This is a genomic window from Mesorhizobium sp. P2_C4, from assembly GCF_056404575.1.
In genome coordinates this window covers 67559-93784 of the sequence record NZ_JBFUDT010000013.1, presented here as the reverse complement: position 1 = coordinate 93784, position 26226 = coordinate 67559, and the positions used below count along the sequence as shown (strand labels likewise).

21 protein-coding genes are annotated in these 26226 nt (G+C 62.5%); 12 read left to right on the top strand and 9 right to left on the bottom strand.

Annotation, left to right across the window (positions count from 1 at the left end; all coding sequences use genetic code 11):
• Positions 1-43: 43 nt before the first annotated feature.
• From AC1DX6_RS30060 to AC1DX6_RS30050, 3 genes are all read right to left on the bottom strand, one after another.
• Positions 44-676 (bottom strand): LysE family translocator, encoded by a 633-nt coding sequence (locus AC1DX6_RS30060; RefSeq protein ID WP_477320136.1) that lies wholly within the window; start codon positions 674-676, stop codon positions 44-46.
• A 116-nt stretch (positions 677-792) separates the two neighbouring features.
• Entirely contained in the window at positions 793-2754 is a 1962-nt protein-coding gene (locus tag AC1DX6_RS30055) for a TadE/TadG family type IV pilus assembly protein (protein ID WP_477320134.1), read from the bottom strand.
• 200 nt (positions 2755-2954) lie between these two features.
• The gene (locus tag AC1DX6_RS30050) at positions 2955-4829 is read right to left on the bottom strand and encodes a pilus assembly protein TadG-related protein (protein WP_477320132.1); all 1875 of its coding nucleotides are present in this window, start codon (positions 4827-4829) and stop codon (positions 2955-2957) included.
• 274 nt (positions 4830-5103) lie between these two features.
• Between AC1DX6_RS30050 and AC1DX6_RS30045 the strand changes: the two genes are divergently transcribed.
• The 3 genes from AC1DX6_RS30045 (at position 5104) to AC1DX6_RS30035 (ending at position 7370) form a co-directional block, all read left to right on the top strand.
• Positions 5104-5964 (top strand): TIGR01459 family HAD-type hydrolase, encoded by an 861-nt coding sequence (locus AC1DX6_RS30045; protein WP_477320130.1) that lies wholly within the window; start codon positions 5104-5106, stop codon positions 5962-5964.
• 26 nt (positions 5965-5990) lie between these two features.
• Positions 5991-6965: a bifunctional riboflavin kinase/FAD synthetase gene (locus AC1DX6_RS30040; protein ID WP_477320128.1), complete on the top strand. Its 975-nt coding sequence runs from the start codon at positions 5991-5993 to the stop codon at positions 6963-6965.
• A 198-nt stretch (positions 6966-7163) separates the two neighbouring features.
• Complete coding sequence (locus tag AC1DX6_RS30035; protein WP_477320126.1) at positions 7164-7370, top strand: hypothetical protein; 207 nt, start codon at positions 7164-7166, stop codon at positions 7368-7370.
• 16 nt (positions 7371-7386) lie between these two features.
• Here the strand turns inward: AC1DX6_RS30035 and AC1DX6_RS30030 are convergent, their stop codons facing one another.
• A complete protein-coding gene (locus AC1DX6_RS30030) occupies positions 7387-7941 on the bottom strand; it encodes an HdeD family acid-resistance protein (RefSeq protein WP_477320124.1) in 555 nt (184 codons plus the stop codon).
• A 214-nt stretch (positions 7942-8155) separates the two neighbouring features.
• On the opposite strand from AC1DX6_RS30030, the gene AC1DX6_RS30025 reads away from it, so the two are divergent.
• The 3 genes from AC1DX6_RS30025 (at position 8156) to AC1DX6_RS30015 (ending at position 13044) form a co-directional block, all read left to right on the top strand.
• Positions 8156-8962, top strand: a complete 807-nt coding sequence (locus AC1DX6_RS30025; protein ID WP_477320122.1) for a MipA/OmpV family protein — start codon at positions 8156-8158, stop codon at positions 8960-8962.
• A gap of 235 nt (positions 8963-9197) precedes the next feature.
• On the top strand, positions 9198-12161 hold the full coding sequence (ileS, locus tag AC1DX6_RS30020) for an isoleucine--tRNA ligase (RefSeq protein ID WP_477320120.1): 2964 nt from the start codon (positions 9198-9200) through the stop codon (positions 12159-12161).
• 202 nt (positions 12162-12363) lie between these two features.
• Positions 12364-13044: a hypothetical protein gene (locus AC1DX6_RS30015; protein ID WP_477320118.1), complete on the top strand. Its 681-nt coding sequence runs from the start codon at positions 12364-12366 to the stop codon at positions 13042-13044.
• 56 nt (positions 13045-13100) lie between these two features.
• Here AC1DX6_RS30015 and AC1DX6_RS30010 read toward each other — a convergent pair whose 3' ends face one another.
• Complete coding sequence (locus tag AC1DX6_RS30010) at positions 13101-13553, bottom strand: nucleoside deaminase (RefSeq protein WP_477320138.1); 453 nt, start codon at positions 13551-13553, stop codon at positions 13101-13103.
• 182 nt (positions 13554-13735) lie between these two features.
• On the opposite strand from AC1DX6_RS30010, the gene AC1DX6_RS30005 reads away from it, so the two are divergent.
• From AC1DX6_RS30005 to AC1DX6_RS29980, 6 genes are all read left to right on the top strand, one after another.
• Entirely contained in the window at positions 13736-15784 is a 2049-nt protein-coding gene (locus AC1DX6_RS30005; RefSeq protein WP_477320116.1) for a pseudouridine synthase, read from the top strand.
• A complete protein-coding gene (gene rsmD / locus AC1DX6_RS30000) occupies positions 15784-16338 on the top strand; it encodes a 16S rRNA (guanine(966)-N(2))-methyltransferase RsmD (protein WP_477320114.1) in 555 nt (184 codons plus the stop codon). The genes AC1DX6_RS30005 and rsmD overlap by 1 nt, the downstream gene beginning before the upstream one ends.
• A gap of 134 nt (positions 16339-16472) precedes the next feature.
• Positions 16473-17825 carry a M16 family metallopeptidase gene (locus AC1DX6_RS29995; protein ID WP_477320112.1) on the top strand — a complete coding sequence of 451 codons (1353 nt, stop codon included), beginning with the start codon at positions 16473-16475 and terminating at the stop codon, positions 17823-17825.
• 4 nt (positions 17826-17829) lie between these two features.
• A complete protein-coding gene (locus AC1DX6_RS29990; RefSeq protein WP_477320110.1) occupies positions 17830-19182 on the top strand; it encodes a M16 family metallopeptidase in 1353 nt (450 codons plus the stop codon).
• On the top strand, positions 19179-20042 hold the full coding sequence (locus tag AC1DX6_RS29985) for a patatin-like phospholipase family protein (RefSeq protein ID WP_477320109.1): 864 nt from the start codon (positions 19179-19181) through the stop codon (positions 20040-20042). Before AC1DX6_RS29990 ends, AC1DX6_RS29985 begins: the two co-directional genes overlap by 4 nt.
• Positions 20043-20247: 205 nt before the next feature.
• Positions 20248-21666 carry a coiled-coil domain-containing protein gene (locus AC1DX6_RS29980; protein WP_477320107.1) on the top strand — a complete coding sequence of 473 codons (1419 nt, stop codon included), beginning with the start codon at positions 20248-20250 and terminating at the stop codon, positions 21664-21666.
• A 178-nt stretch (positions 21667-21844) separates the two neighbouring features.
• On the opposite strand, the gene AC1DX6_RS29975 is transcribed toward AC1DX6_RS29980, so the two are convergent.
• The 4 genes from AC1DX6_RS29975 to AC1DX6_RS29960 all read right to left on the bottom strand — a co-directional run bounded on the left by AC1DX6_RS29975 (position 21845) and on the right by AC1DX6_RS29960 (position 26151).
• Positions 21845-22006, bottom strand: coding sequence for a hypothetical protein (locus AC1DX6_RS29975; RefSeq protein ID WP_477320105.1), 162 nt, complete (start codon positions 22004-22006; stop codon positions 21845-21847).
• A gap of 42 nt (positions 22007-22048) precedes the next feature.
• The gene (locus AC1DX6_RS29970; RefSeq protein WP_477320103.1) at positions 22049-24043 is read right to left on the bottom strand and encodes a putative bifunctional diguanylate cyclase/phosphodiesterase; all 1995 of its coding nucleotides are present in this window, start codon (positions 24041-24043) and stop codon (positions 22049-22051) included.
• 318 nt (positions 24044-24361) lie between these two features.
• On the bottom strand, positions 24362-25402 hold the full coding sequence (locus AC1DX6_RS29965) for a class I SAM-dependent methyltransferase (RefSeq protein ID WP_477320101.1): 1041 nt from the start codon (positions 25400-25402) through the stop codon (positions 24362-24364).
• Between the two features lie 206 nt (positions 25403-25608).
• On the bottom strand, positions 25609-26151 hold the full coding sequence (locus AC1DX6_RS29960) for a dihydrofolate reductase family protein (RefSeq protein WP_477320099.1): 543 nt from the start codon (positions 26149-26151) through the stop codon (positions 25609-25611).
• Between the last annotated feature and the right edge of the window lie 75 nt (positions 26152-26226).

Below are 26226 nucleotides of genomic sequence, written 5' to 3'. Positions count from 1 at the left end.
AGCCGCGATCAGGCGGCCGATGTAAGCTGCGTCCGCAGGCAGCTCAGCGTTGCGCGTCGGTCGCCATCTTCACGGCAAGTGCGGTGAGCACCGTGCCCATCATCCAGCGCTGGATCACCAGCCAAAGCGGTCGTCCGGCGAGGAAGGTGGCGATAGAGCCGGCCGTCACCGCAATGATGGCGTTGACGGTGAGACTGATCGTGATCTGCGTGGCGCCGAGCACCAGCAGCTGCGACAGCACATGGCCCTTGTCGAGGCTGATGAACTGCGGCAGCAGCGACAGATAGAGCACCGCCACTTTCGGGTTGAGCAGGTTGGTCATCAGGCCCATGGCAAACAGCTTGCGCGGCCTGTCCTTCGGCAGCTCGCGCACCTGGAACGGCGAGCGTCCGCCGGGCCTCACGGCTTGCCAGGCGAGCCACAGCAAATAGAGCGCGCCGGCAAAGCGCAGCGCGTCATAGGCGAAGGGCACGGCGAGCAGCAGCGCGGTGATGCCGAATGCCGCCGACAGCACGTAGAAGAGAAAACCGAGCGCCACGCCGCCGAGCGAGATCAGGCCGGCCTTCGGTCCCTGCGACAGCGAGCGCGAGATCAGGTAGATCATGTTCGGGCCGGGCGTCAGCACCATGCCAAGGCAGACCAGCGCGAAGGCGAGATGGTTGGCGGTTTCGGGCATGGTGGTCTCCGGGAAGCCTTCGATCCTTGCCTCGCGGGACACCGACGCGCAAGGGCTTGGCCAGGCCGACCGTTGCGCCAGTGTCGAAAATTGGCGAGGGCGCCAGTTTAGCTGCCTCAGCTCACCACGCGAAGGTTCGACAGCTCGTTGGCGATTTCCTTGAAATTGTCCGACAGCGTCGCACCCGTGGCGTTCCAGAACAGCTTGGCCGGCTTGCTCGGGTCGGTCGGATCCTTGCGGAAGCGCGAGTCCGAGGAGCACGTCTTCAGCGCGTCGATCGCCTTCTTGTCGCTGGCATCGGTGGTCGACAGGTCGAGCGCCACGGTCATCACCATGATGTTGGCTGCCTTGGCGTTGTTGCACAGCGTCGCCATCTGGTCGTTGAGCGCGGTGGTGTAGTTGCTGGACGAATAGTTGAACTGGCCGACGGCGCTCGACGTGCCGCCGAACAGCCGGGTCACCGCCGTGCCATAATAGGCGAGGCCGGTATAGCCGTAAGCGGCATAGGTCGATTTGTTGCCGGCCGGGTCGCTGCTCACCGTCGAATAGGTGTTCTCGCCATCGGTGAGCACGATGACCACCTTGTCGTTGCCGCGTTCGGTCTCCGGACGTCCCTCGGTGAAGGGCTCGGTGCTGGAGACGGTGCGCCAGCCCCAGGCCAGGCCTTCCGGCACATTGGTGTTGCCGTTGGGGGTCATCAGGTCGATCGCGGCCTTGATCTTGGCCAGCCCTGCGGCATCGGTGACGTCGGTCAGCGGCGTGATCGGCGTGGTGGTGCAGCTGTAATTGGGCCCGGCGCCCTTGGCCAGCACGGGCGCATCGATCGGCCGCGGCTGGAAATATTTGGCCATGTTGGATTGCCGCGTCTTGCCGGTGCTGCTCGACGGATCGTCGTTCCACCAGCTGTTTGCCGCTCCATAGGTCACTGGGTTCGCCTCGTCCGGATCCTGGGTCAGCTTCCAGTGATTGCCGGGCTCGTCGGGCGCAAACATCGGCACGAACATCGTTGCCGGATCGCCGACGCCAATGCCGCTGTTGTTGGGCCCGCCGGATGCCGGCGCGTCGTTGACATTATAGGGATAAGGCCGGTCCTCGACGCAGCCTTGCCAGCTGGCGAATGGGCCATACGTGTCGGTGTAGTCGTATTCCTTGTGACTGGTCTTGCAGGTGTGGTTGGAACGGTAGACGTCGCAGACGACGCGCTCGCTGCCGGCGATCCGCTCGTGGCTGGTGACGACCTTCATATCGCGATAGAGCGAGAACCGGGTCAGCATCTGGCCTTCCTCGGTGCCCCAGTCAGTGCCCTTCTTGTACCAGATGCCATTGATTTTCTGGGCATATTTGTTGGCGGCGTTCAGCGTCGACCAGTCGAAATTCTCGTTGTGGATTGGCGATAGCCCGTAGGCATCGATCCAGGAGGCGTTGTCGTTGGCGGGGCCGACGTTGACCGAGGCAGCGAAGGGCACCAGGCTGAACTGGACCGGCTTGTCGATCTGCTTGATCATCGCCGCCTGCACGGCCAGCGTATCTACGAGTTGCTTGGCGGCCTGCTTGAGAAGGTCGATGCGCTTTTGTCCCGAACCGGTGCCAGGCGTGGTCATCGAGCCCGAATTGTCCAGCACCATGGCGACTTCCAGGGTGTTCTTCAGCCGGACTTGCGAGCAAACGGAATAGTCGATCTCGCCGGAGGATTTGCCGACCAGCATCGCCGCCGCCGGCAGGAAATAGGGATCATACACCAGGGCGGCGCACAGCTTCAGTATGCCACCGCCGGTGGTGGTGGCAGGCAGCGTGACGCTGAGCGTGGTTTTGGCAGGATCGACTTTGTCGAGATTCGCTCTGAAGAAGTCGTACGCGTAGGCTTTCAACTGATCGTCGGTGGCACCCTGGACCAGGCGACGCGCTGTGGCGAAATTGGCTGCGTCGAGCGCGTTCACCACCGACTGCTTCTGGTTGGACATTTCCGTGTAGTCGACAGCCATCGCCACGGCGCCCATCAGCGGCACCATGGCAAATGCGGTCACGAGTGCATAGTTGCCGCGCCGGTCACGGAAGAATTGACGCCAGAATTCACGCATGTCTGTAAGCGGCCCCGCCTGCGTATTCTCAATCCCGCCAGAGTTTCACAAAACGCTGAAGGACGGGTGTGGGAAACCAGTCGATTGCACGATCGGCATTTCATCAAAAGCTAACCAAGCGCGTCGGCGCGCCTTGAACAGGCGCTCCAAACAAGCGCCCCGCCGGAGGCGGGGCGTGTCGTTTCGAAAAGTTCAGAAGATCAGCTGACGATGCGCAGGTTCGACAGTTCGTCGGCGATTTCCTTGAAACTTTGCGACAGAGTGGCGCCGGTCGCGTTCCAGTAGAGTTTCGCAGGTGTCTTGCCGGTCGGGTCGGTCGGATCCTTGCGGAAGCGCGAATCCGAGGAGCATTTCTTGAGCGCGTCGATGGCAGTCTTTTCCGCCGGCTTGGTGGAAACCAGGTCAAGCGAGACCGTCATCAAGAGAATGTTCGCATTCTTCGCATTGGCACAAAGCGTTTGCATCTGCTGGTCAAGCGCGGCTGTGTAGTTGGCGTCCGTATAGGTTGTCTTGGTGACCGTTGTGTTGACGAACATGCGGGTCGCGGTTTCCCCCGTCTTCGGGCCGGTGTAACCATAAGCGGCGTAGGTCGATCCGTTTTTGGCATAGCCGGTGGTCATGTCGTTGCTGGGGCCGATGCTGTAGGTGTTGGCGCCGTCGGTCAGCACGATGACCACTTTGTCGTTGCCCTTTTCGGTATTCGGCCGGCCTTCCGTGAAAGGCTCGTTGCTCGACACCGTCCGCCAGCCCCAGGCCAGCCCTTCCGGCACGTTAGTGTTGCCGGTCGGCGCCATGGCGGCGATGGCGTTCGTAATGGTTGTCTTGCCGGCCGTGGTCGTTACGTCCTGCAGCGGCGTGATGGCGGCGGTCGTGCATGCCGAATTGGGTCCATCATCGCTGGCTGCGGCCGCTGCGTCCCAAGGCTTTGTCAGGAAATACTTTCGCATGTCCGCCTGGCGCTTGGGCACGGTCAGCGTGTCTAGAGAATCGATCCACCAATTATTGGTGTAACCCCACGACGTGGTGGCGGTGCGAGTGGTGTCGACCCAGAAATTGCCGGCTTCGTCCGGCGCGAACATCGGCACGAACATGGTGGCGGGCGTGCCTGTGGTCGGCGATGTATCGTCGTCATTGTAGGGATATGGCCTCGCCTCCACGCAGCCCTTCCAGGCTTCATACGCGGCGGTCACAGAGGTCTTGCAAGTGCCGCCTTGCTTTTTCGTACAGGTCGTGGCCAGCATATCCTTGTACAGGCTGAAGCGGGTCATCGGCTTGTCTTTGTCCGTGCCCCAGCCCGTGCCCCGCTGGTAGTACATACTGCCCACTTTTTCGATGTATTTGGTTGCATTGGCTGCCGCTGTCATCGTCGACCAATCGAAGTTCTCATGATGGACCGGCGAAATGCCGGTCGTGTCCATCCAGGTCGCGTCCTTGTAGGCTGCGCCGACATTGACCGATGCCGAAAACGGCACCAGGGAAAACTGCATCGGCTTGGTGACCTGCTTCATCTGTGCGGCCTGAAGCGCCATCGTATTGACAAGTTCGGTCGCGGCCTGCTTGAGCAGATCTATTCGTGGTTGGCCGGTACCGGAGCCGTTGGTGCTCATCGAGCCGGAATTGTCGAGTACGAGAGACACTTCCAGCGTGTTCTTGAGGCGGACCTCGGAACACGCCGACAAGTCGACATCCTCGGCGGTTTTTCCGATCAGCATGGCGGCCGCCGGCAGAAAATAGGGGTGGTAGTGCAAAGCGGCGCACAGCTTCAGCGTGCCGCCGCCTGTGTTGGTGCTGGGCAGCGTGACGGTCAGCAAGGTATTCGCCGGCTTGACATGCCCGAGATTGACCTCGAAGAAAGTCTTGGCAAAGGCCTTTACGTCAGTGTCGCTCTTGCCCGCGACGATCTGCTGTGCGGTGGCGATGCCGGCGGCATCCAGCGCGTTCAACGTATCCTGCTTCTGCCGCAGCAGCTCCGAATAGTCGACGGCGAGCGCCACGGCACCCATCAGCGGCACCATGGCAATAACGGTCAGCAATGCGTAGTTGCCACGCCTGTCGCTTCCGAATTTCCGGATCATGTCGTCAGAACCCCTGCCCAAACCCCAGTTGTCGGCAGGACGATGCCACAAATCGTTAAATTTCAAGTTTCTGAAATGCTTTCAAGATCACGCCATCCTTTCAACGCTCATTAACCACGCGGTCGGTGGCGCCGAATAGTGCTGCCCATCGCAAGGGGGTCGTCACCCGCCTGGCAAAAGCTGGTGACAGGGTGAACCGCTTCGGCTAATGCGAACCGGCTGCGGCGGACCGTCGGCTGCGGCTCCTGCAACGATCGTCATTTGGGAACACGGCATGGCGCATTCGCCCGACATCATCGGCTCGCTCGCGGATTTGTCGGGTTCCTATAGTGCCATCCTCTGCGATGTCTGGGGCGTGGTTCACAATGGCGAACGGCATTTTCCAGCGGCGGCCCTGGCCTTGGAGACCGCGCGCGCGGCCAAACTGCCGGTCGTGCTGATCACCAATTCGCCGCGCCGCAGCGCAGACGTGGTGGCGCAGATGAACGCGATCGGCGTTCCCCCGGAAGCCTATGACCGGGTCGTCACCTCCGGCGACGTCACGCGCGATCTGATTGCTGAGGGTCCGCGCAAGATTTTCCATATCGGTGCCGACCGCGATTTCACGCTCTATGACGGTCTCGACGTCGAACTCGTCGAGGAGTTCGAGGCATCCGGCGTCGTCTGCACCGGGCTGTTCGATGACGAGGTGGAAAAACCGGAGGACTACGCCGAGCTTCTGCGGCGGCTGCGGGCCAGGAACCTGCCTTTCATCTGTGCCAATCCCGATATCATGGTCGAGCGCGGCGAGCGCATGATCTGGTGCGCGGGGGCCTTGGCCCGCGACTATGCCCAGCTTGGCGGGCGCACGCTGATCGCCGGAAAACCTTACGCACCGGTCTATGACCTCGCGCTGAAAGAGGTCGCCGGCCTTCTCGGCCGCAAGGTCGAGCGCGGCCAAGTGCTGGCCATCGGTGACGGCATGATGACCGACGTCAAGGGCGCCGCCGACAATGGCTTCGACGTGCTCTACGTGTCTGGCGGCGTCCATGCCCGCGACTATGGCGACCCGCTGCAGCCGGATCCGGCGCGACTCCAGGCCTTTCTGGAAAAGCACGGCTACCCGCCGGTCGCGGTTATTCCGAGACTGCGATAGGGTCGCGCCATGACGGAAGCCTCGCAATGACGGACCGTATTTCCGCAATCTCGCCGCTGCCCGCCCATCTGCGTGGCGGCGTTGTCGCGATCGGCAATTTCGACGGCGTTCATCGCGGCCACCAGGCCGTGCTCGAGCGCGCGCTCTCTGAGGCGGCGCGGCGCGGCGCACCCGCGCTGGTGCTGAGCTTCGAGCCGCACCCGCGCAAGGTGTTCAGGCCCGATATGCCGCTGTTCGTGCTGACGCCGCCGCCGATGAAGGCGCGGCTGTTGTCGCGACTGGGTTTTGCAGCTCTGGTCGAACAGCCGTTCACACGCGACTTCGCCTCCCTGTCGGCAGAGGCTTTCGTAACCGACGTGCTGGAAAAGAACCTCGGCATCACCCATGCCGTCACCGGTTTCGATTTCCACTTCGGCAAGGACAGGCAAGGCGGGCCGGCTTTTCTGATGGCGGCAGGCGAGCGCCACGGTTTCGGCGTCACCCTCGTCGACGCCTTTCGCGACGAGGGCGCCGAGGTGGTGTCGTCGAGCCGCATCCGGTCGTTGCTGTGCGAGGGAGAGGTGGCCGAGGCCGCAGGTCTGCTTGGCTACCGCTTCACCGTCGAAGGCGAGGTGATCGGCGGTCAGCAGCTGGGCCGGACGCTGGGTTTTCCCACCGCCAACATGAGGCTTTCGCCGGAAGCGACTCTAAAGGAAGGGATTTATGCCGTCCGCTTCCGCCGCGCCGACGGCACGCTGCATGACGGCGTTGCCAGCTTCGGCCGCCGTCCGACCGTCGACGACAATGGCGCGCCGCTGCTGGAAACCTTCGTCTTCGACTTTTCCGGCGATCTCTATGGCGAGATTTGCGCGGTGTCGTTCTTCGGCTTCCTGCGTTCGGAGGTGAAGTTCGACGGGCTCGACGCGCTGGTCGCGCAGATGAAGCGCGACGAGGCCGAGGCGAGGGCGCTGCTTGCCGGTGTCAGCCCGCTGTCGGAGCTGGATCGCGCGATCGCTTTTTGAGGCGGAAAGCGCCGGAAACACCGCCAAACTGTGAAGCAGTTCATCGTAAGCCGCCGCTGGAACGCCCAACACTGCTTGATGAAAATCGACGTGTTTGTCTGGAGCGTTGTGCTCGTTTGCGCCGGAATGTTCATCCTCTGCGATGGGCTGAGCGCGCATTGAGGCAAGACCGGCAACGGCCGCAGCCTGGCATATGTCATGCTGCTGTCGCCGCTCTCCTACTGGGCCTTTGCCCTCATCAACACAAGGCTGAACCTTGCCGTAACGGGAGCGCTGGTCAACACCATCGTCGTGGTCGGCGCCGTCTTGGTCGGCACCTTCGTGTTCAAGGAAGAGGTGTCCTTGATGCAATATGTCGGCATCGCGCTGGCGCTGGTTTCGGTGACGCTGCTCAACCTTGCCTGATTATTTCTTCAACGCCTTACTTCTTCAACGCCAGTCCGACGGCGATGAAAGTCCAGCCCTGGAAGATCAGATCGACGGCCAGGAACAGCCCGAGCACCCACAGGCTGTTGACCGGCCAGCCCATGGCGATGACCAGGCCCGCCAGCACGCTGATCAGGCCGGCCGCGACGAGCCAGCCCCAACCATTGGACGGCCGATGGCTGTAGCCGACCCAGGCTCGGAGCGCGCCTGACGCGACAAGCGCCACCGCCAGCAGGAAAGTCAGCACCGCCGAGGCCAGCAGCGGATTGTCGAAGGCGAAGAACCCGGCGACGGCATAGAGCAGGCCGCTGAACAGCCAATAGAAGAAGCGGCTCCAGGTCCTCACGCCGAAGGCATGGATGATCTCGATTATGCCGGCCATCAGCATCAGCCAGCCGACGACATAGACCGAGGCGACCGTGGCGATGAACAGATTGCCGAAGGCAATGCCGCCGAAGATGAGCAGCAGCACGCCGAGCCCGACGAACCACCCCCATTTGTCTCGTGTCTGGCCGATCGCGTCTTTCAGGGCATCGCCTTGCAAGGTCATGGCAGCATCTCCTCCAGTCTCTCTTTGGCATTGAAGAACGTCTGGCACTTGCCGGCCACGAGGTTAATACCGGTGGTGGCGCCCGTCCAGCCGAAGGCGATAACCTGCAAGGACAACAAACCGTGCTCCCCTGTCACGGATTTAAATCAAATTTTACCAAACGGCCGTCAAAGCTGTGGCCGGTGCGCGGCTGTGTTGTGTTAGTGGAGTGACCATGAGTCCGGTCAGAAAAGTGCCTGTGGTTTTGGTGGCCGCGCTGCTGAGCGCGGCTGGCTCTGCCGAGGCCGGTGAGGGCACCTTCGGCTGGCTGTCCGGCGACTGGTACCTGACGCTCGGCGCTACTGGCCTCATCGCGCCGAATTTCGAGGGCGGCAAGCAGTATATGCTCAGCGCCCAGCCGATCATCTCGCTCGGCAAGGCTGGTCCCGCCGCCCGCTTTGTCTCACGCAACGACAACATCTCGCTGGCGCTGGTCGATGACGGCGGTGTCCGCGCCGGCCTGACCGGCAAATTCCTGTTTTCCCGCAGCAGCGATGATGAGCTGAAGGGCCTCGACCCGGTGCGCTGGGGTGGCGAGGTCGGCGGCTTCTTCGAATTCTATCCGACGGACTGGTTGCGTGCCCGCGCCGAGCTGCGCCACGGCATTCGCGCCCACAACGGTTTCGTCGCCGACATCGCCGCCGACGCCTTCTATGATGTGACACCAAATGTCAGGATTTCGGGGGGCCCGCGCGGTTCCTTCGCCTCTTCCGGCTATTTCGACGCCTATTATGGCGTCAATGCGCAGGAGGCGGTGGCCTCGGGCCTCAGCGAGTACCATCCAGGCGGCGGCTTGAAATCGACCGGCCTTGGGGGCGCCATAACCTGGAAGGTGACCGAACCGATGACGGCCAGCCTGTTTGGCGAATATTCCCGCCTGATGGGGCCGGCCGCCGATTCCAGCCTGGTCAAGGAGCGCGGCGACCGCAACCAGTTCATGATCGGCGTGTCGACCACCTACCGCTTCGATTTCACGATGTAGCTGAATCGAACGAGAGACGCTTTATTCCTGCGTCTTTCTCCGCTAAAAGCCCTGCCATGACGAGCTTTTCGCGCCTGCGCGCGCTGACGATACGAATTACGAGCCCGGTGTTCCTGGCGGCCTGAGCGCCGCTGGAGCCGCCGGGGATCTTGCGCGTGCCTCTCGCGCTTTTTCCAAATCATGATAGTTCAACGCCCGAGCTCACTCGCCGCCGGGCAGTGCACATGGCAGACCAATGACCGATACAACCGATACGATCGACTATTCCAAGACGCTTTATTTGCCGCAGACGGATTTCCCGATGCGCGCCGGCTTGCCGGAGAAGGAGCCGCTGCTGGTCAAGCGCTGGCAGGACATGGACCTTTACCGCAAGCTGCGCGAAAGCGCTGCTGGCCGTGAAAAATACGTGCTGCATGACGGCCCGCCCTACGCCAATGGCAACATCCATATCGGCCATGCGCTGAACAAGATCCTCAAGGACGTCATCACCCGTTCGTTCCAGATGCGCGGCTATGACTCCAACTATGTGCCCGGATGGGACTGCCACGGCTTGCCGATCGAATGGAAGATCGAGGAACAGTACCGTGCCAAGGGCAAGAACAAGGACGAGGTGCCGGTCAACGAATTCCGCCAGGAATGCCGCGACTTCGCCGCCCACTGGATCTCGGTGCAGGGCGGGGAGTTCCAGCGGCTCGGCGTCATCGGCGACTTCAAGAACCCCTATACGACGATGGCTTTCCATGCCGAGGCGCGCATCGCCGGCGAGCTTTTGAAATTCGCCATGTCGGGCCAGCTCTATCGCGGCTCAAAGCCGGTGATGTGGAGCGTGGTCGAGCGCACCGCGCTGGCCGAGGCCGAGGTCGAGTACCAGGATTATGAGTCCGATACGATCTGGGTGAAGTTTCCGGTCGCCAGCCTTGAGGCAGGGCAGCCGGCACGGGATCCAAAGCTGACCGAGGCGTCGCTGGACCTGCTGGAAGCTCATGTGGTCATCTGGACGACGACGCCCTGGACCATCCCCGGTAACCGCGCGGTCAGCTATTCCCCGCGTATCGGCTATGGTCTTTATGAGGTCAAGGCGGCCGAGAACGCTTTCGGGCCCCAGCCGGGCGAGAAGCTGATCTTTGCCGATGCACTCGCGGAAGACTCTGCGGCCAAGGCCAAGGTCACCTTGAATCGTCTTCACAGCGTTTCGGCGGAACAGCTTGGAAGTCTTACGCTTTCGCATCCGCTCAAAGGCTTCGGCAGGGGCTATGAATTCCCGGTGCCGATGGTTTCCGGTGATCATGTCACCGATGATGCAGGCACCGGCTTCGTCCACACCGCGCCCAGCCACGGTCGCGAGGATTTCGATGCCTGGACGGATGCCGCCAATGAGCTTCGCCAGCGCGGCATTGACACCGCCATCCCGTTTCCGGTCGACGATGGAGGCTTCTTCACCAAGGACGCACCGGGTTTTGGCCCGGACCGTGAGGGTGGCGCTGCGCGCGTCATCGACGACAACGGCAAGAAGGGCAACGCCAACCAGGCGGTTATCGACGAACTGATCAAGCGCGACGCGCTGTTCGCGCGCGGCCGTCTGAAGCATTCCTATCCGCATTCGTGGCGCTCGAAGAAGCCGATCATCTTCCGCAACACGCCGCAGTGGTTCGTCTACATGGATAAGGATCTCGGCGATGGCACGACGCTGCGCAGCCGCGCGCTGAAGGCGATCGACGATACCCGTTTTGTGCCGGCCGCCGGCCAGAACCGCATCCGCGCCATGATCGAGGAGCGCCCCGACTGGGTGCTGTCGCGCCAGCGCGCCTGGGGCGTGCCGATCGCCGTCTTCGCCGATGCCGACGGCAATGTGCTGAAGGACGAGGCTGTCAACCAGCGCATCATGGACGCTTTCGAGAAAGAGGGCGCCGACGCCTGGTTCGCGGCCGGTGCCAAGGAGCGTTTCCTCGGCAATCACGACGCTTCGAAGTGGAAGCAGGTGATGGACATCCTCGACGTCTGGTTCGATTCGGGCTCGACCCACGTCTTCACGCTGGAGGACCGTCCGGATCTCAAATGGCCGGCCGACGTCTATATGGAAGGCTCCGACCAACATCGCGGCTGGTTCCACTCCTCGCTGCTCGAAAGCTGCGGCACCAGGGGCAGGGCGCCCTACGAAACCGTCGTCACCCATGGCTTCACCATGGATGAAGAGGGACGAAAGATGTCGAAGTCGCTCGGCAACACCGTCGTGCCGCAGGACGTCATCAAGCAGTCCGGCGCCGATATCCTGCGCCTATGGGTGGTCACGACCGACTATTGGGAAGACCAGCGGCTCGGCAAAAACGTGCTGCAGACCAACATCGATGCCTACCGCAAATTGCGCAACACCATCCGCTGGATGTTGGGCACGCTCGCCCATGACGATGGCGAGGAGGTGCCGCTCGACAAGATGCCGGAACTGGAGCGGCTGATGCTGCATCGGCTGGCCGAGCTGGATGAAGTGGTGCGCTCGGGCTACGACGCCTTCGAATTCAAGCGCGTCACCCGCACGCTGCTTGATTTCATGGTGGTCGAACTGTCGGCCTTCTATTTCGACATCCGCAAGGACGCGCTCTATTGCGACGCGCCCTCCAGCGTGAAGCGCAAGGCTTCGGTTCAAGTGGTGCGCCACCTGTTCGACTGCCTGGTGAAGTGGCTGGCGCCAATGCTGCCCTTTACCATGGAAGAAGCCTGGCTCGACCGTCACCCGGATGCCGTGTCGCTGCATCTCGACCAGTTTCCGGAAATTCCGGCGGACTGGAAGAACGAGGCACTGGCGGAAAAATGGCGCAAGGTGCGGCAGGTTCGCCGTGTCGTCACCGGCGCACTGGAAATCGCCCGTGCCCAGAAGGTGATCGGCTCGTCGCTGGAAGCAGTGCCGGTGGTCACGCTGGACGATGCCGCGCTCGAAGCGGCGATAGCGGATGTCGACATGGCCGAGATGGCGATCACCAGCGATCTCGTCATCACCCACGGCAACGCGTCTTCCGGCGCCTTCACCCTGGACGACGTCAGGGGCATAGCGGTCGTGATCGAGAAGGCGCAGGACCGGGGTCTGGCGAAATGCGCGCGCTCGTGGCGCTACACCGCCGATGTCGGACAGGATGTGGAATTCCCCGATGTTTCGGCCCGGGATGCCGCTGTCCTGCATGAGTTGAAGGCGCTTGGGCGCGTTTGAGTAGCCGCCATATCGGTGCACAAATGACACGGCGAGGGGCTGACAATCCCCCGCGCGTTGCCCTTAACGAGTGGTTGAGGTAAACACGCGAAACTCCGGATGACAAATTGTCGCCGGATTTCCGTCGCAAGAGCATGGACGATGGGGACCGGACCTTTGGCCGGTGGCGATCGAGAGGCTGTCTAGAGTGGGACTTTTTGGCATGACCGAGAGAACTTACGCGCGCGTTGCGCTGCTGGCGCCGCTTGTCGTATCTGGCCTCGCTCTGTCCGGCTGCATGGGCTCGCCCACCTACGGCACCGACAAGACCGCCGGTGAACAGTTGGCGGGCGACCTCTCCAGCGCTTTTTCGATCGCGCCGAAGCATAAGCAACAGATCGACTACAAGCCGCGTCCCGAACTGGTGAAGCCAGCGTCGGGGCAGCAGGAAGTGCTGCCGCCGCCGCAGGACAGCATCGAAACGGCGAGCGCCGAATGGCCCGAATCGCCCGAGCAACGCCGCGCCCGCCTGCGTGCCGACGCCACCGCGCATCAGGACGATCCTTCCTACCAGTCGCAGATCGTCGATGATGTGCAGACCGACCCGGAATCGATCAAAAAGGCGATGGCGGATTCGGGTTCGAGCCATCCGCCACGCTGGTCGCCGGCTGACTCGGACAAGGGTCGTGCCGCCGAAATCCAGCGCCGCATGGTAGAAAGCAAGCAGGGCGATCCGACCAAGCGCAAATATCTGAGCGAGCCGCCGGTGCAATACCGCGTCGCCGCCGACACCGCGCCGCAGGATCAGCTCGGCGAGGACGAATACAAGAAGGAACGCCGCCTCAAGAAGGAGGCAGCCGCCAAGAGCAAGAGCGGCGGCATGTTCGACTGGCTGCCCTGGTAAATAGCCGGCTTTCCAGCGCCGCGCGTTCCTGGACGCAACTGACGCTGTAGCGGGCCCTAAGGTTCGCGCCGCTCCCGGAAAAAATCCTTCAGCAGCAAGGCCGCGTCATGTTCGGCCATGCCCGGATAGATGTCGGGCGTGTGGTGACATGTGGGCGATGTGAAGAAGCGCACGCCGTTGACCACCGCGCCGCCCTTCTCATCAGCGGCGCCGAAATAGAGCCGGCGCAGCCTGGCGAATGAAATGGCGCCGGCGCACATGGCACAGGGCTCCAGCGTCACATAGAGATCGTGGCCGGTCAGCCGCTCGATGGAAAGCTTCTGGCAAGCCTCGCGGATCGCTAGCATCTCGGCATGTGCCGTCGGATCGGCCAACTCGCGGGTGCGATTGCCGGCTTTTGCCACCACCGTGCTGCCGCTGGCAATGACGGCGCCGACCGGCACTTCGCCGCGCAAGGCGGCGGCTTCGGCCTCTTGCAGCGCCAGCGCCATGAAATCCGGCCGCTTCACGCGGGTTTCCATCCCGATTATCTCCTCGCCACTCAGGCGTGATCCTGTTATTGAGCGCATAACCTCGAAAATCGGACTCGGTTTTCGGAAATGATCATGCGCCAAATCAAAAGTGCTACAGCGTTCTTTGCGCGCCCGAAAGGATGCGCCACGCTGTAGCAGCGCAAACAGGCAAAGGCCACATGGACGACAACGACAAGAAATTCCGGCCCAAAAAGGGTCCGGCCAGAGGCGGCCCGAAAGCCGCGGGACCGCGTAGCCGCGATGGCGCCGCCGGCAAGGGCGGCAAGCCATCCTTCGGCGCCAAGAAACCCTACGCACCGCGCGGCGAGCGGCCGATGGCCGCCGAGGGCGAGCGCCCGAAGCGCGATTTCAAGAGCGGCGACCGGCCATTCAGCAAGGGCCCGCGCCCTGAAGGCAAGCCTTTTGAAAAGCGCGAAGGTCCGCGCAAGCCTTATGCCCCGCGTGGCGATCGTCCGATTGCCGCCGACGGCGAGCGGCCGAAGCGCGACTTCAAAAGCGGCGATCGGCCGTTCAGCAAGGGTCCGCGCCCCGAAGGCAAGCCGTTTGAAAAACGCGAAGGCCCGCGCAAACCTTACGCACCGCGCGGCGACCGGCCGATGGCCGCCGATGGCGAGCGCAAGCCTTATGAAATGCGCGAAGGACCGCGCAAGCCTTACGCACCGCGCGGCGACCGGCCGGCGGCGGCCGCCGAGGGCGGTGAAAAACGCTTCGACCGTACCAAGCGCGACTTTGGCGATCGCGCGCAGCGCGACGCCGGCGACCGGCCGAAGCGGGACTTCGCTGATCGCCCCAAGCGCGACTTTGGCGATCGGCCCCAGGGCGGCGCATCAGGCGGTGGTTTCAAGTCGCGCCCGCGTGCCGCCGAGGCAACGGAAGAGGCGGGCGAGCGCATCGCCAAGCGGCTGGCACGTGCCGGTCTGGCCTCGCGCCGCGATGCCGAGGAGCTGATTGCGGCCGGCCGCGTCAAGGTCAATGGCCGCGCTCTGACCACGCCGGCCTTCAATGTCATGCCCGGCGACATCATCCATCTCGACGGCATGGAAATACCACCGATCGAGCGCACAAGGCTGTTCCTGTTCCACAAACCGGCCGGCGTGGTCACCACCAACCGCGATCCCGAGGGCCGCAAAACCGTTTTCGACGTCCTGCCGGCAGACCTGCCGCGGCTGATGACCATCGGTCGCCTCGATATCAACACCGAAGGCCTTTTGCTGCTCACCAATGATGGCGGGCTGTCGCGCGTGCTCGAACTGCCGGCCACCGGCTGGCTCAGGCGCTACCGCGTGCGCGTCCACGGCAAGGTCGAGGAAAGCGCGCTCGCGGGATTACGCGAAGGCATTGCCGTCGACGGCGTCTTCTATGGCGCCATCGAAGCGACGCTCGACCGCGAGCAGGGCACCAATGCCTGGCTGACGCTTGGCCTGCGCGAGGGCAAGAACCGCGAAGTCAGGAATATTCTTGGCTCGCTTGGCCTCGACGTGACGCGGCTGATCCGCATTTCCTACGGGCCGTTCCAGCTGGATGATCTGAAGGAGGGCCATGTGCTCGAGATCAAGGGCCGCGTGCTGCGCGACCAGCTTGGCGAGCGCCTGGTCGAGGAATCCGGCGCCAATTTCGACGCCGAGATCACCAAGCCGTTTTCCAACAAGCCGGTGCGGCGCGAAGCGGTGCGCGAAGAAGAACCCGAGCGGCCAAAGTTCACCCGCGACGGCGAGCGCCGGCCGATCGGCGAGGGCGGGCTGATCAAGAACCGCAAGCGCCGCGAAGGCAGCCGCGACGAGGCGCTGGGCAAGCTGTCGACAAGTCCTGACAGAAGTGCGGGACCGGAAAAGAGCTTTGGCGAGCGTGGCCCGAGGCCCGAGCGCAGCTTTGGCGATAAACCTCGCGGCGGCTTCGGCGACAAGCCGCGTGGTGGCTTTGGCGGCAAGCCGGGCGGGAAAAGGCCGGAACGCGAGCAGCGGCCGATCGAGCCGCCGGGCCAGCGCAAGGCCAATGTCTGGATGGCGCCCGGCGCGCGGCCGATCGGCAAGGGCAGGGCGGAAGCCGACGCGGCCAAGGCCAGCGATGCCAAGGCGCGCAAGGCTTCCTTCAAGCCGGCCTATGGCAAGCCAGGCGGCGCCAAGCCGTTCGGCACGCGGGGGGATGGCCCCAAGGGGGACGGCAAGCGCGGCAGTGACCGGCCGCGTAACGGCCCCAAGGGCAAGTAATGCGGATCGTCGGCGGTGAGTTTCGCGGGCGTCCGCTGGCGACGCCGCGCAGCAACGGCATCCGCCCGACGACCGACCGCACCCGCGAGGCCGTCTTCAACGTGCTGGCGCATCGCTATCCCGAGAAACTGGACGGCGCGCGCGTGCTCGACCTGTTCGCCGGCACCGGCGCGCTCGGCCTCGAAGCGATGTCGCGCGGCGCGTCCTATGGCGTCTTCATCGAGGAATCGGCGGAAGGACGCGGCCTGATCCGCACCAATGTCGAAGCCTTCGGTCTGACCGGGCGCACCAAGATTTTTCGCCGGGATGCCTCGGCACTTGGCGATGCCGGCACCCTTGCCGCCTTCGGACTGGTGTTTGCCGATCCGCCCTACGGCAAGGGTCTTGGCGAACTTGCCTTGCGCTCGGCCAAGGCCGGTGGCTGGCTCTCGCCCGGGGCGCTCTGCGTCGTCGAGGAAGCGGCGGCAGCTCCGTTCGAGGTTGGCCCCGGCTTTGCGGTGGTCGACGAGCGCGGCTATGGCGAGACCGTCATTCGCTTCATCGAAGCCGGCTGATTGCTTGCAGCATCCCTTGCAAGCCCGGTGCGCGGCCTCGTTGCCGCCGCCTTTGCCGGCAACATGACCAACAATTCACTTTGCTTGTCCACAAGACCTTGCCTATCGTCGCGGCATGAAATCCGGAGCCATTGATGACATCTCTGCGCAGAATGCTGCTGACGACCGCGCTGGCCTTGGTCGCCACCGGCCCGGTTCTGGCCGCATCCGACGATGGCAAGGTGACTGATTTCCTGCTCGACAACGGCATGGAGGTCGTCGTCATCCCGGATCACCGGGCGCCGATCGTCACCCATATGGTGTGGTACAAGATCGGCAGCGCCGATGAGCCGCCTGGTAAATCCGGCATCGCCCATTTCTTCGAACATCTGATGTTCAAGGCGACCAAGAACCATGCCGCCGGCGAGTTCGACCGCGCTATCTCGGCCATAGGCGGCTCCAACAACGCTTTCACCTCTTATGACTACACCGCCTTCCACGAGACGGTGGCGCCCTCGGCACTCGGCGACATGATGAGCTTCGAGGCGGACCGGATGCGCAACCTCATCCTCACCGACGACGTCATCAAGACCGAGCGCGACGTCATCCTCGAAGAGCGCCGCGCGCGCATCGACAGCAATCCCGAGGCGGTTCTCGACGAGGAAGTCGACGCCACGCTGTGGCAGAACCAGCCCTACCGCATTCCGGTGATCGGCTGGATGCAGGAGATGGAGCAGCTGAACCGCATCGACGCCACGGCCTTCTACGACAAATATTATACGCCCAACAATGCCGTGCTGGTGGTGGCCGGCGACGTCGAGCCGGGCGCGGTCAAGGCGCTGGCCGAAAAGACCTTTGGCAAGGTCGCGCGCGGTCCGGACCTGCCGCCGCGCATCCGTCCGGTCGAGCCGGAGCAGAACACCAAGCGCACGGTGACGCTCACCGATGCGCGCGTCAGCGTCCCGAGTTTTTCGACGCAATGGGTGGTTCCGTCCTATCGCACGGCAAAACCGGGCGAAGCCGAAGCGCTCGATATACTGGCTGAAATCCTCGGCGGCGGCAGCCGCAGCCGGCTCTACCAGGAGCTTGTGGTCAAGCAAGGCATAGCTGCCAGCGCCGGGGCCTTCTTCCAGGGAACCATGCACGATGCTACCAATTTCACCGTCTATGGCGCGCCGCGCGGTGATGCCAAGCTCGCCGATGTCGAGGCGGCGGTCGATGCCGAAATCATCCGCATTGCCAAGGACGGGGTCACAGGCGAGGAGTTGGAGAAGGCCAAGGCCCGCTACGTCCGCTCGATGATCTTCGCCCGCGATAAGCAGGATTCCATGGCCAATATCTATGGCTCGACGCTGGCCGTGGGCGGCAATGTCAGGGATATCGAGGAATGGCCCGACCGCATCCGCAAGGTCACCGCCGACGATGTGAAAGCTGTCGCCGTCCGCTATCTCATCCTCGACCATTCGACGACCGGCTATCTCTTGCCGCAAACCCAGGCGGGGAACTGATCCGATGAACAGACTCGCGATCCTGCCCCGCCGCACCGCTACGCCGCTGGCGACCCTGTTCCTTTCCGTCGTCTTCCTGATCCTGCCGGCGCTCGCCGCTCGCGCCATGGACATCCAGGAAGTGAAATCGCCGAAGGGCATCACCGCCTGGCTGGTGGAAGATCATACGGTGCCGATCATCGCCATCCGCTTCGTCTTCGACGGCGGCTCGACGCAGGACCCAGCTGGCAAGGAAGGGTTGGTCAATCTGATGACCGGCCTGTTCGACGAGGGCGCCGACGAACTCGACAGCGAGGCCTTCCAGATAAAGCTCGATGATGTCGGCGCCGAAATGGGCTTCGAGGCCGGGCGCGACGGCACCTATGGCTCGATGCGCACGCTGGCCGAGCGCAAAGACGCGGCGTTCGACCTGTTGCGGCTGGCGGTCACCAAGCCGCGCTTCGACCAGGCGCCGATCGACCGCATTCGTTCGCAGATCCTGTCCGGAATCATCGCCGGCGAGAACGACCCCGGCACCATCGCCCAGACCAAATGGGCGGAAGCGATCTACGGCACCCATCCCTATTCCAGGTCAGACCAGGGCACCAAGCAAAGCCTCGCCGCCATCACGCCGGATGATCTGAAAGCCTTCCACAAGGCCAATTTCGCCCGCGACGGCCTGCATGTGGCGGTGGTCGGCGACATCGACGCCGAGACGCTGAAGCAAAAGCTCGACGCGCTGTTCGGCGACCTGCCGGAAAAGCAGACGCTGAACCCCGTCGCCGATATCGAGCCGAAACTCGGCCAGCAGCTCGAGGTCAATTACGACCTGCCGCAGACCTCGCTGCAACTGGCCTATCCCGGCGTGAAACGCGACGCGCCGGACTTTTTCGCCGCGGTGCTGATGAACGAGATTCTCGGCGGCGGCACCTTCACCTCGCGCCTGTTCGACGAGGTGCGCGAAAAGCGCGGCCTCGCCTACAGCGTCAGTTCCGACCTGATCGACCAGAAACACGCCGACGCGCTGCTCGTCACCACCGCGACCCGCTCCGACAGGGCGGCCGAGACGCTTGGCGTCGTGCGCGAGGTGGTCAAGCACATGGCCGAGGTCGGGCCGACCGAGGAAGAACTTGAGGCGACCAAGAAATACATGGTCGGCGCCTATGCCATCAACAATCTGGATTCCTCGAGCGCGATTGCAGCGACGCTGGTCGAACTGCAGCTCGACAAGCTCGGCATCGACTATATGCAGCGGCGCGGCGCCCTCATCAACGCGGTGACGCTGGACCAGGTCAAGGCAGCGGCGAAGAAACTGCTTTCCGCGGAACCGGCCATCATGGTCGTCGGACCGAAACTGGTGCTGGGCGGCAAGGGATGAGTGCTGGCCCGAGCTTCGGCATCGCCTTTGGCGGCGGCGGCGCGCGCGGGCTGGCGCATATCCACGTCATCGAAGCGCTGGACGAGCTGGGCATCAAGCCGGTTGCGATTGCCGGCTCCTCGATCGGCGCCATCATGGGTGCCGGCATGGCCTCGGGCATGGCTGGCCGGGACATCCACGACTATGCCCGCTCGATCCTGAGCCGCCGCGCTGAGGTTGCGGCGCGCATGTGGCGTTCGCGGCCCGGCACAATCGCGGAGGCCATGCAGGGCGGTATCCGCGTCAGCCAGTTCAACATCGAGCGCATCCTCAAGGCCTTCCTGCCTGACGCCATCCCCGAAACCTTCGCCGAGCTGAAGATCCCGCTCAAGGTGACGGCGACGGACTATTTCGGCCACAAGCTGGCGGTCTTCGAGGACGGCGACCTGCATTCGGCGCTCGCCGCCTCGGCCGCCATTCCCGCCGTGTTCCGCCCGGTGGAGCGCGACGGCCGCGTGCTGATCGACGGCGGCATCTACAACCCGGTGCCGTTCGACCTGATCGAAAAGGCCGCCGACATCATCATCGCCATCGACGTGGTGGGCGCGCCGAGCGAGGCCGAGCGCAAGCACCCGACCACCGTCGACCTGATGTACGGCGCCACGCAATTGATGATGCAGTCGATCATCGCCAACAAGCTGCGCCAGCATCCGCCCGACATCCTGATCCGCCCGCCGGTCTCGAAATACCGCGTGCTCGATTTCATGAAGATCGACGCCTTGCTGGCCGAAGCTGTCGACATCAAGGATGAGCTGAAGCGGCAGATCGAGAAGGCGATTGAAGCGCGGGCCGGCAAGAGCAAACGCGGCAAGCGCGCTTAGGGGCGGCGCCACCAAGGCCAAACGCAAACAGGGTGAGCCGCAGGCTGGCGTCGCGGTTGCTGCGCACGCGCCCATGAAAATATCGATCGACCAAGGCTGCTCAGGGCCCCGGCGGGGGCTTCCCCAACGGAAGAAGAGGATGTAAAAAGGAATGTTAGCAATTCCTTAAGTAAACGAATGGAGGGAGTGCAGGGAGTGTTAGGCCATGAGTTTCAAGGGGTTGATGAGGCGTGCCGCGAATTCCGACAGAGCATTTGAGAAGCTCGAAGCCGAGTTGGCGGACGCGTTCGATGAGTGTCTCAAACTAGCCGACCAGTCGCCGCCGGAGAACGCCGACGAGAATCTCGCGACAAACAACGACAACGCCCAGCCAGAGAATGGTGCGGACCGTCCAGAGACCGCACGGCTGCTGACATCGCACACGCAAACCCGGCTGGCTGCATTGAGTGCGGTTGATGGGCTCTTTCACGATGCCCAGGACTATCTGGAGGAGATCAACGGGAAACTGTCGGAGATCGCGACTTCGCACCATCTGACACGTGAATTCCTGAACATCCTCCACGGCGATGTTCTTCGCGCCAACGAACTGGAGCTGGCAAATGCCGGCCTGACCTCACACCAAAGAGTTCTGTCGGAACAGCTCCACGATGCAGCCAGAAAGCTGCGCGAGCGCGAAGGCGCCGTCGAAGTCTTGCAGCAGCATGAGGCAGGCCTGGTTCAGGACAAGGAGGCGCTTCGAGGCGCGCTGGCCGCAGTGAGGCTGGAACTCGTCGAGGCAGCCAATGCAAGCGCAAAACGCGAAGCGGAATTCGGCGACATCGTCAAGACGCTTGCGGCCAAGACGGTCGAGGCCAATAGACGCTTGCGTGAGAACAAGATGCTGCGGGAAAAGCATGTCAGCCTGTCGATTGATCTCGACAAGGCGCACAAGCGGGAAACCGAGACGCGCCATAGGCTCGATGAGCTCTCGACGATTCATGCCAGCGAGGCGGTGCGGCTTTCGGAACTGCTGGCTGCGCTTGGCAAGAGCGAGAAGGAGGAAATGCGGCTTCAGAAATCGTTCGAGATGGCGCAAACGAAGATGTCGGAAATGACTGAAGCGGCCCGTTTCATGGAAAGTGACACGCAGGCCGAGCTCACGCGCAATCACCTGGAGATGGACGGCTTGCGTTCTGAAATTCAGAACCTCCAGTCGCGACTGGAACTGGCCTCGAACGAGAGCAGCGCAGCCGCCGCCGAGATGGCCACGCTTAGGGCTCAGTGGAGCGACGCCATGGCCGAAAAGCAGGTTGCGGATGAAAAACTGTCTGCGCTCATGAAGGAGAGCGAAAGCGACAAGATGAACCTTTCGGCGGTGAACGCAAATTATTCGCAGCTTTCCCTGCAGCAGGCGTCTGAACAAATGCAGTACGACGTCCAGCGGCAGGAATGCGAGGATTTGCGAGCCGAAGTCGCGTCGCTCAATGCCCGGATCAAGGAGCTGTTGCCCTATGAGCGCCTGCACAGGGTCACCAACGCCAAGCCGCGCGAAGGCGTCGTGGTCGAAATCAACGGCGTGGTGGCGGAGGCGGCGCGCGCCACAAACAGGCGGCGCGCCCGCCGCAACCTGCGTGCGACGTCATAGTAGGGAAGGCGGTTCGGAGCATGATCCCGAAAAGTGGGGACCGGTCTTCGGAAAAGATCATGCTCAAACAAGAAGACAGAGCATGATCCCGAAAAGTGGGAACCGGTTTTTGCTGCGCTGACCTTTGGTTCGGAAAAGATCATGCTCAAACAAAGAGATAGAGCCCCATCCCGATCTTTCATCGGGATGGGAATGGGCTCAATGCGAAGGTCTGCAGATTGGCTTCCTGCAGCTTCGCGCTGGCAAGCAAGGCTTCGAGCACCTGCTTCTTGAGCGCCAGGCACTGCGACCGCGCCAGTTTGACGATGCCGGCAACCTCCGCCACCTCCCAGGCAAGCACCAATTCCTGTTGCTGGCTGATGATCAGTTGCCGGCATCCCTGTCATGCGGACTTGAGGATAACGAGTGGGGGTTTGCGGGCGGCCAGTTTCGTCTGGAAATTCTTGGCCAGGGCGGGGCGGCCGACACGATAGCCCTGGATCTTGTCTATGCCGAAATCACGCATGAGCGCCATCTGCTCGTCGGTTTCCACCCCTTCGACCAGGATTTTGTGGCCGCGATTTCGGACCAGGGCAATAATGTCCTGGAGCATGGCCTTGCCCCTTGGGGAGGCGCAGTCGTGAAGAAAAGAGCGGTCGATCTTGACCGTATCGAAATCGATCAGGCGAAGCCATGACAGACCCGCGAAGCCCGTCCCAAAATCATCGAGCCATATCCTGACCCCCAGCAGCTTGAGGTCGCTGATACAGCGGAGAATGTCCGAGTGCATCTCGATCTCCAGCCCCTCGGTGAGTTCGAAGGCCAGCCGGCTGCCAGCCACGCCGGTCTCGACCAGAATGGCTGCAACGGAGGTGGCAAAGCCGGGTGTCTTGAGCTGGATTGGAGAGACATTGACGCTGACGACGGCGACGTGATCGTCCGCCAGGAGTTCGGCGCACACTGTCCTTATTGCCCAGCGCCCGAGTTCCAGGATTGCGCCGGTTCGTTCCGCGACGGGAATGAACAGGCTCGGCGGAACCGATGTGCCGTCCAGCATTTTGAGGCGCATCAGAGCCTCCACCGCCTCGACTCGGCCCGACGCGACATCCTGGATCGGTTGATAGACGAGTGAAACGAGGTCCTGGCCGATCGCGATCTTCAGCAAAGCCGCAATGTTCTCACTCTCGTCACTGCTCTGGGGATCGGATGGATCGAACAGCCGGGCGCAATTTCGTCCGCCGGCCTTTGCCAGATAAAGCGCGCGATCGGCCTCGTGGATGATCTTCTCCAGCTTGGCACCGGTCTGCAGCCGGGTGAATGCAGCGCCAACGCTCACCGTCACGACCGAGATGCCGTCCCGCCGCAGTTCGTGGGTAAGTGCCAGATCCTCCACCGTGCGGCGAATGGCTTCCGAAAGATCCACGACCTGCTCTTTCTCGTCCAGGCGAGCCAGGACAATGAATTCCTCGCCGCCGTAGCGGCCGATCGAGCCATTGTGCTGCTTGATCATATCGCTAAGGGCGTTGGCGACCAGGATCAGGCAGCGGTCGCCCTCTTGATGGCCGTAACAGTCATTGTACTTCTTGAAGAAGTCGACATCGATGAGGATCGCCACAAAACTGTTGCCGGACCTCTGCCAGCCACTCCAGTAGTCCCGCAGCTTCTCGTCAATCGCGCGCCGGTTCTCCAGGCCTGTAAGTGGATCGGTTCTCGACAGATTGAGCAGCGCCTGTCCGCGTTCGGTGGCCTCCTTGTGCTGGATTTTGGCCTCCAGCGCATTGAGGAAGACGTTGTAACGCTCCCCATTCAGCTTCCAGTTCACGTAGGAGGTAAACGTGAAGCACGAAATGTAAAATGTCCCGAGGGCGATTTGGTAAGACAAGGTCGCAGGAAACAAATACAGAGCGACGAAGAACGCGGCGAGGACCAGCCCAGACGATACAATCGAAAGCACAAACTGGAAGCGAAAGAAGAGGTTGGCGCCCATCATGAAGATGGAACCAAAAATCATGAAGTAGGAGAAATTCTGGATGTATCCCGTCGTTATCGCCGGAATCAGCCAGCCTATGTAGCCTGAGACCAGGGCGACCGCGCAAGTGAGATCAAGCCCTTCGGTTTTGAACCCCAGGCGATACTGTGTTTCGAGGACGACGAGCGCGATTACGCTGACCGCAAAGCGCGCGCCGATCGTGTAAGCCGCGACATCCGGGATCAGCAATATGTCGGTGACGGAAAACGAGAGATAGCACGCAACCGCGAGCCAGAGCCCCTGCCGGGCAGCTTTTCTGCGGGCACTCTCCCCTTCCATTCGGTAAAGCTTGCGCAGGTCTCCCGGAAGTGGCTCTTGCCGCTGCTGAAGGACTTCGTCTTCAACCACATCGGCCAACGTTTGGGTCATGCACTGATCCTAATGATTCGCTCCGGCTGGACAGGATTCTACGCCCCGTTTCATAAGATAGCGCTGATGTTCCGCGCCGCGGTCGCGCCAAGCCTCACGAAAATCACAATTATAAGGAGGCGGGCTTACGGAATGTTTCGCGCGACCCGGACATTTTTCTTAAATTTGTCTGATTGATAGCCGCACGGCGGCGGTTGCCCGACGTTCAACCCGAATTCTCGACCTCACGGCCTTCGACGAAAGAATCCAAGGCGCTCGGACAGGCACGCCTGGTGTCACAAGCCGACCCGGAATGTCACCGCCGTCCACACCCAGGGATCACGCTTTGCGGACTTTGCCGTAAACGATATTTCGGTTCGATCCATAGAACACGTCAGCTTCGACGCGATTCCTGTCGACCGCGGCATTGATGATTTCCCACATATCGTCAGCCGAACGCAGGATCAGCGGCCAATCCATGAAGGTTTCCATGTAGCCATCGGTGGTGATCTCGTCGCTGAAATTGGCAAAGAGGAATTCGCCGCCAGGCTTGACCATTTCCATGGCTCTCTGGAACAGGCGGATGCCGACGGCTGCCGGCAGGTAATCGTAAAGACCCGACGCATAGACGAGATCGAACGTGCCAAGATTGTAGGCGCGGCGAAGAAGACCCCGCACGGAGCCGTCCACGGCCTCGACTGCCGTGCCCGCCAGATCGCGGTTGACGATGCCGACGCTGACAGGGTCCTGATCCAGCCCGATCCAGCGTTTCAATCTCCCTTCGGCTAGCGCTTCGGAGAGTTCGGCTTCGCGCAGATGACCGCAGGCAATCGCGAGCACCTCGGCATTGTCGACCCGGCGAGCCGTCTCGTCCACCGTCCTGGCGAGGATGTTGCGCCGCTCGCGTCCGGCCGCGGAACTCGCAGCGTCGCTGGTATAGGCGAAGATCTCCAGGCCAAGCGGGGTCGACGAAGCCACCATCTCGTCGGCGGCGGGGTGCTTGTAATAGATGTCCAGCAGGCTCGCGTCGCCCGAATAGCCGCGCGGCTTTTCGAAGGACCAGCGCGTGAACGGATCCTGCATCAAATACTCGGCAACGCGATGTTGCTGGGCCAGGGGAATGAGTGCCTGCCAGACCGCGGGTGCCGACTGCCTGCGAAGCTCGTGGAGTCGGCCTGCCAGACGGTCGACGATCGGTCCTGCCGGCCCTTTCCTGGCGAATGCCTGGTGAGCGATGTCAAGGACAAGTGCGAGCTCTGCCGTCCGCTCCTTCAGTTCGTCGGCGTCGACAATATCGAGCGCTTCCGCTCGATGCCTCTTAACCAATATCGACGTTATCAAGCTGTGTTCGTCGAGTTTCGTTTCCGGGCTTCGCGCCATGCGGCATCCCCTGTGATCCGCCGTCTGAGACTATAGGCGCGCCAAGGGTGATCCCATATAGTTTAATAAAAGTTTAGTTAAATTTGAACGATCCACGGTCTGGCCTTGGCCACCCGCGGCGCTGGCCGCTTCGACGGCCATTCCCGCGGTTTTGCGCGCGGGGCCGAGCGCCAGACGGCGCGATCCCTGGCGAAACGCGGCCCGCCCTATGGCCGCGTTGCTGCAGGCGCATACTCAAGCGCCACCACGCCGTTGCCGAATGGCGTGGCCGAAATCAGCTCAAGCGGCACTTGCTCGCTGGGCGGGAACAGCGGCTTGCCTTTGCCGACAGCGCCGGGGTAGCTGAGCAGCCTGACGCGGTCGACCAGACCATGGCGCAGCAATTCCTGCGCGACGCTGAGGCTACCATGCACATAGATGTTGCCGCCGCTGCCTTGCTTCAGGGTCCGGACCGCTTCCGGTAGCGCGCCCTTCAACAGCTCGGCCGGTTTCCAGTCGAGTGCCTTCAAGCTCGTCGACGCGACATATTTCGGCAGCGCGTTGAACCGGTCGGCGAAGTCTCCAGTTTCCTTGGGCCAAGAGCTGGCAAAAATCTCATAGGTCGTGCGCCCCAGAAGCATGGCGCCGCTGTCGGCAAGCTCGTCCTCCTTGAACCGTTGCATTTCATCGTTCCAGGTCACGCTGGGCAGATTCTCGACCTCGGCGATGCCATCGATGCTGATGAACTCGGTGACAATAAGTTTTCTCATGGCGCTCTCCCTCTTCTGTCAGAGGACGAACGGTGCGAGCCGTTTGCGACCGCTCTTCGAAAAAATAATGCACTG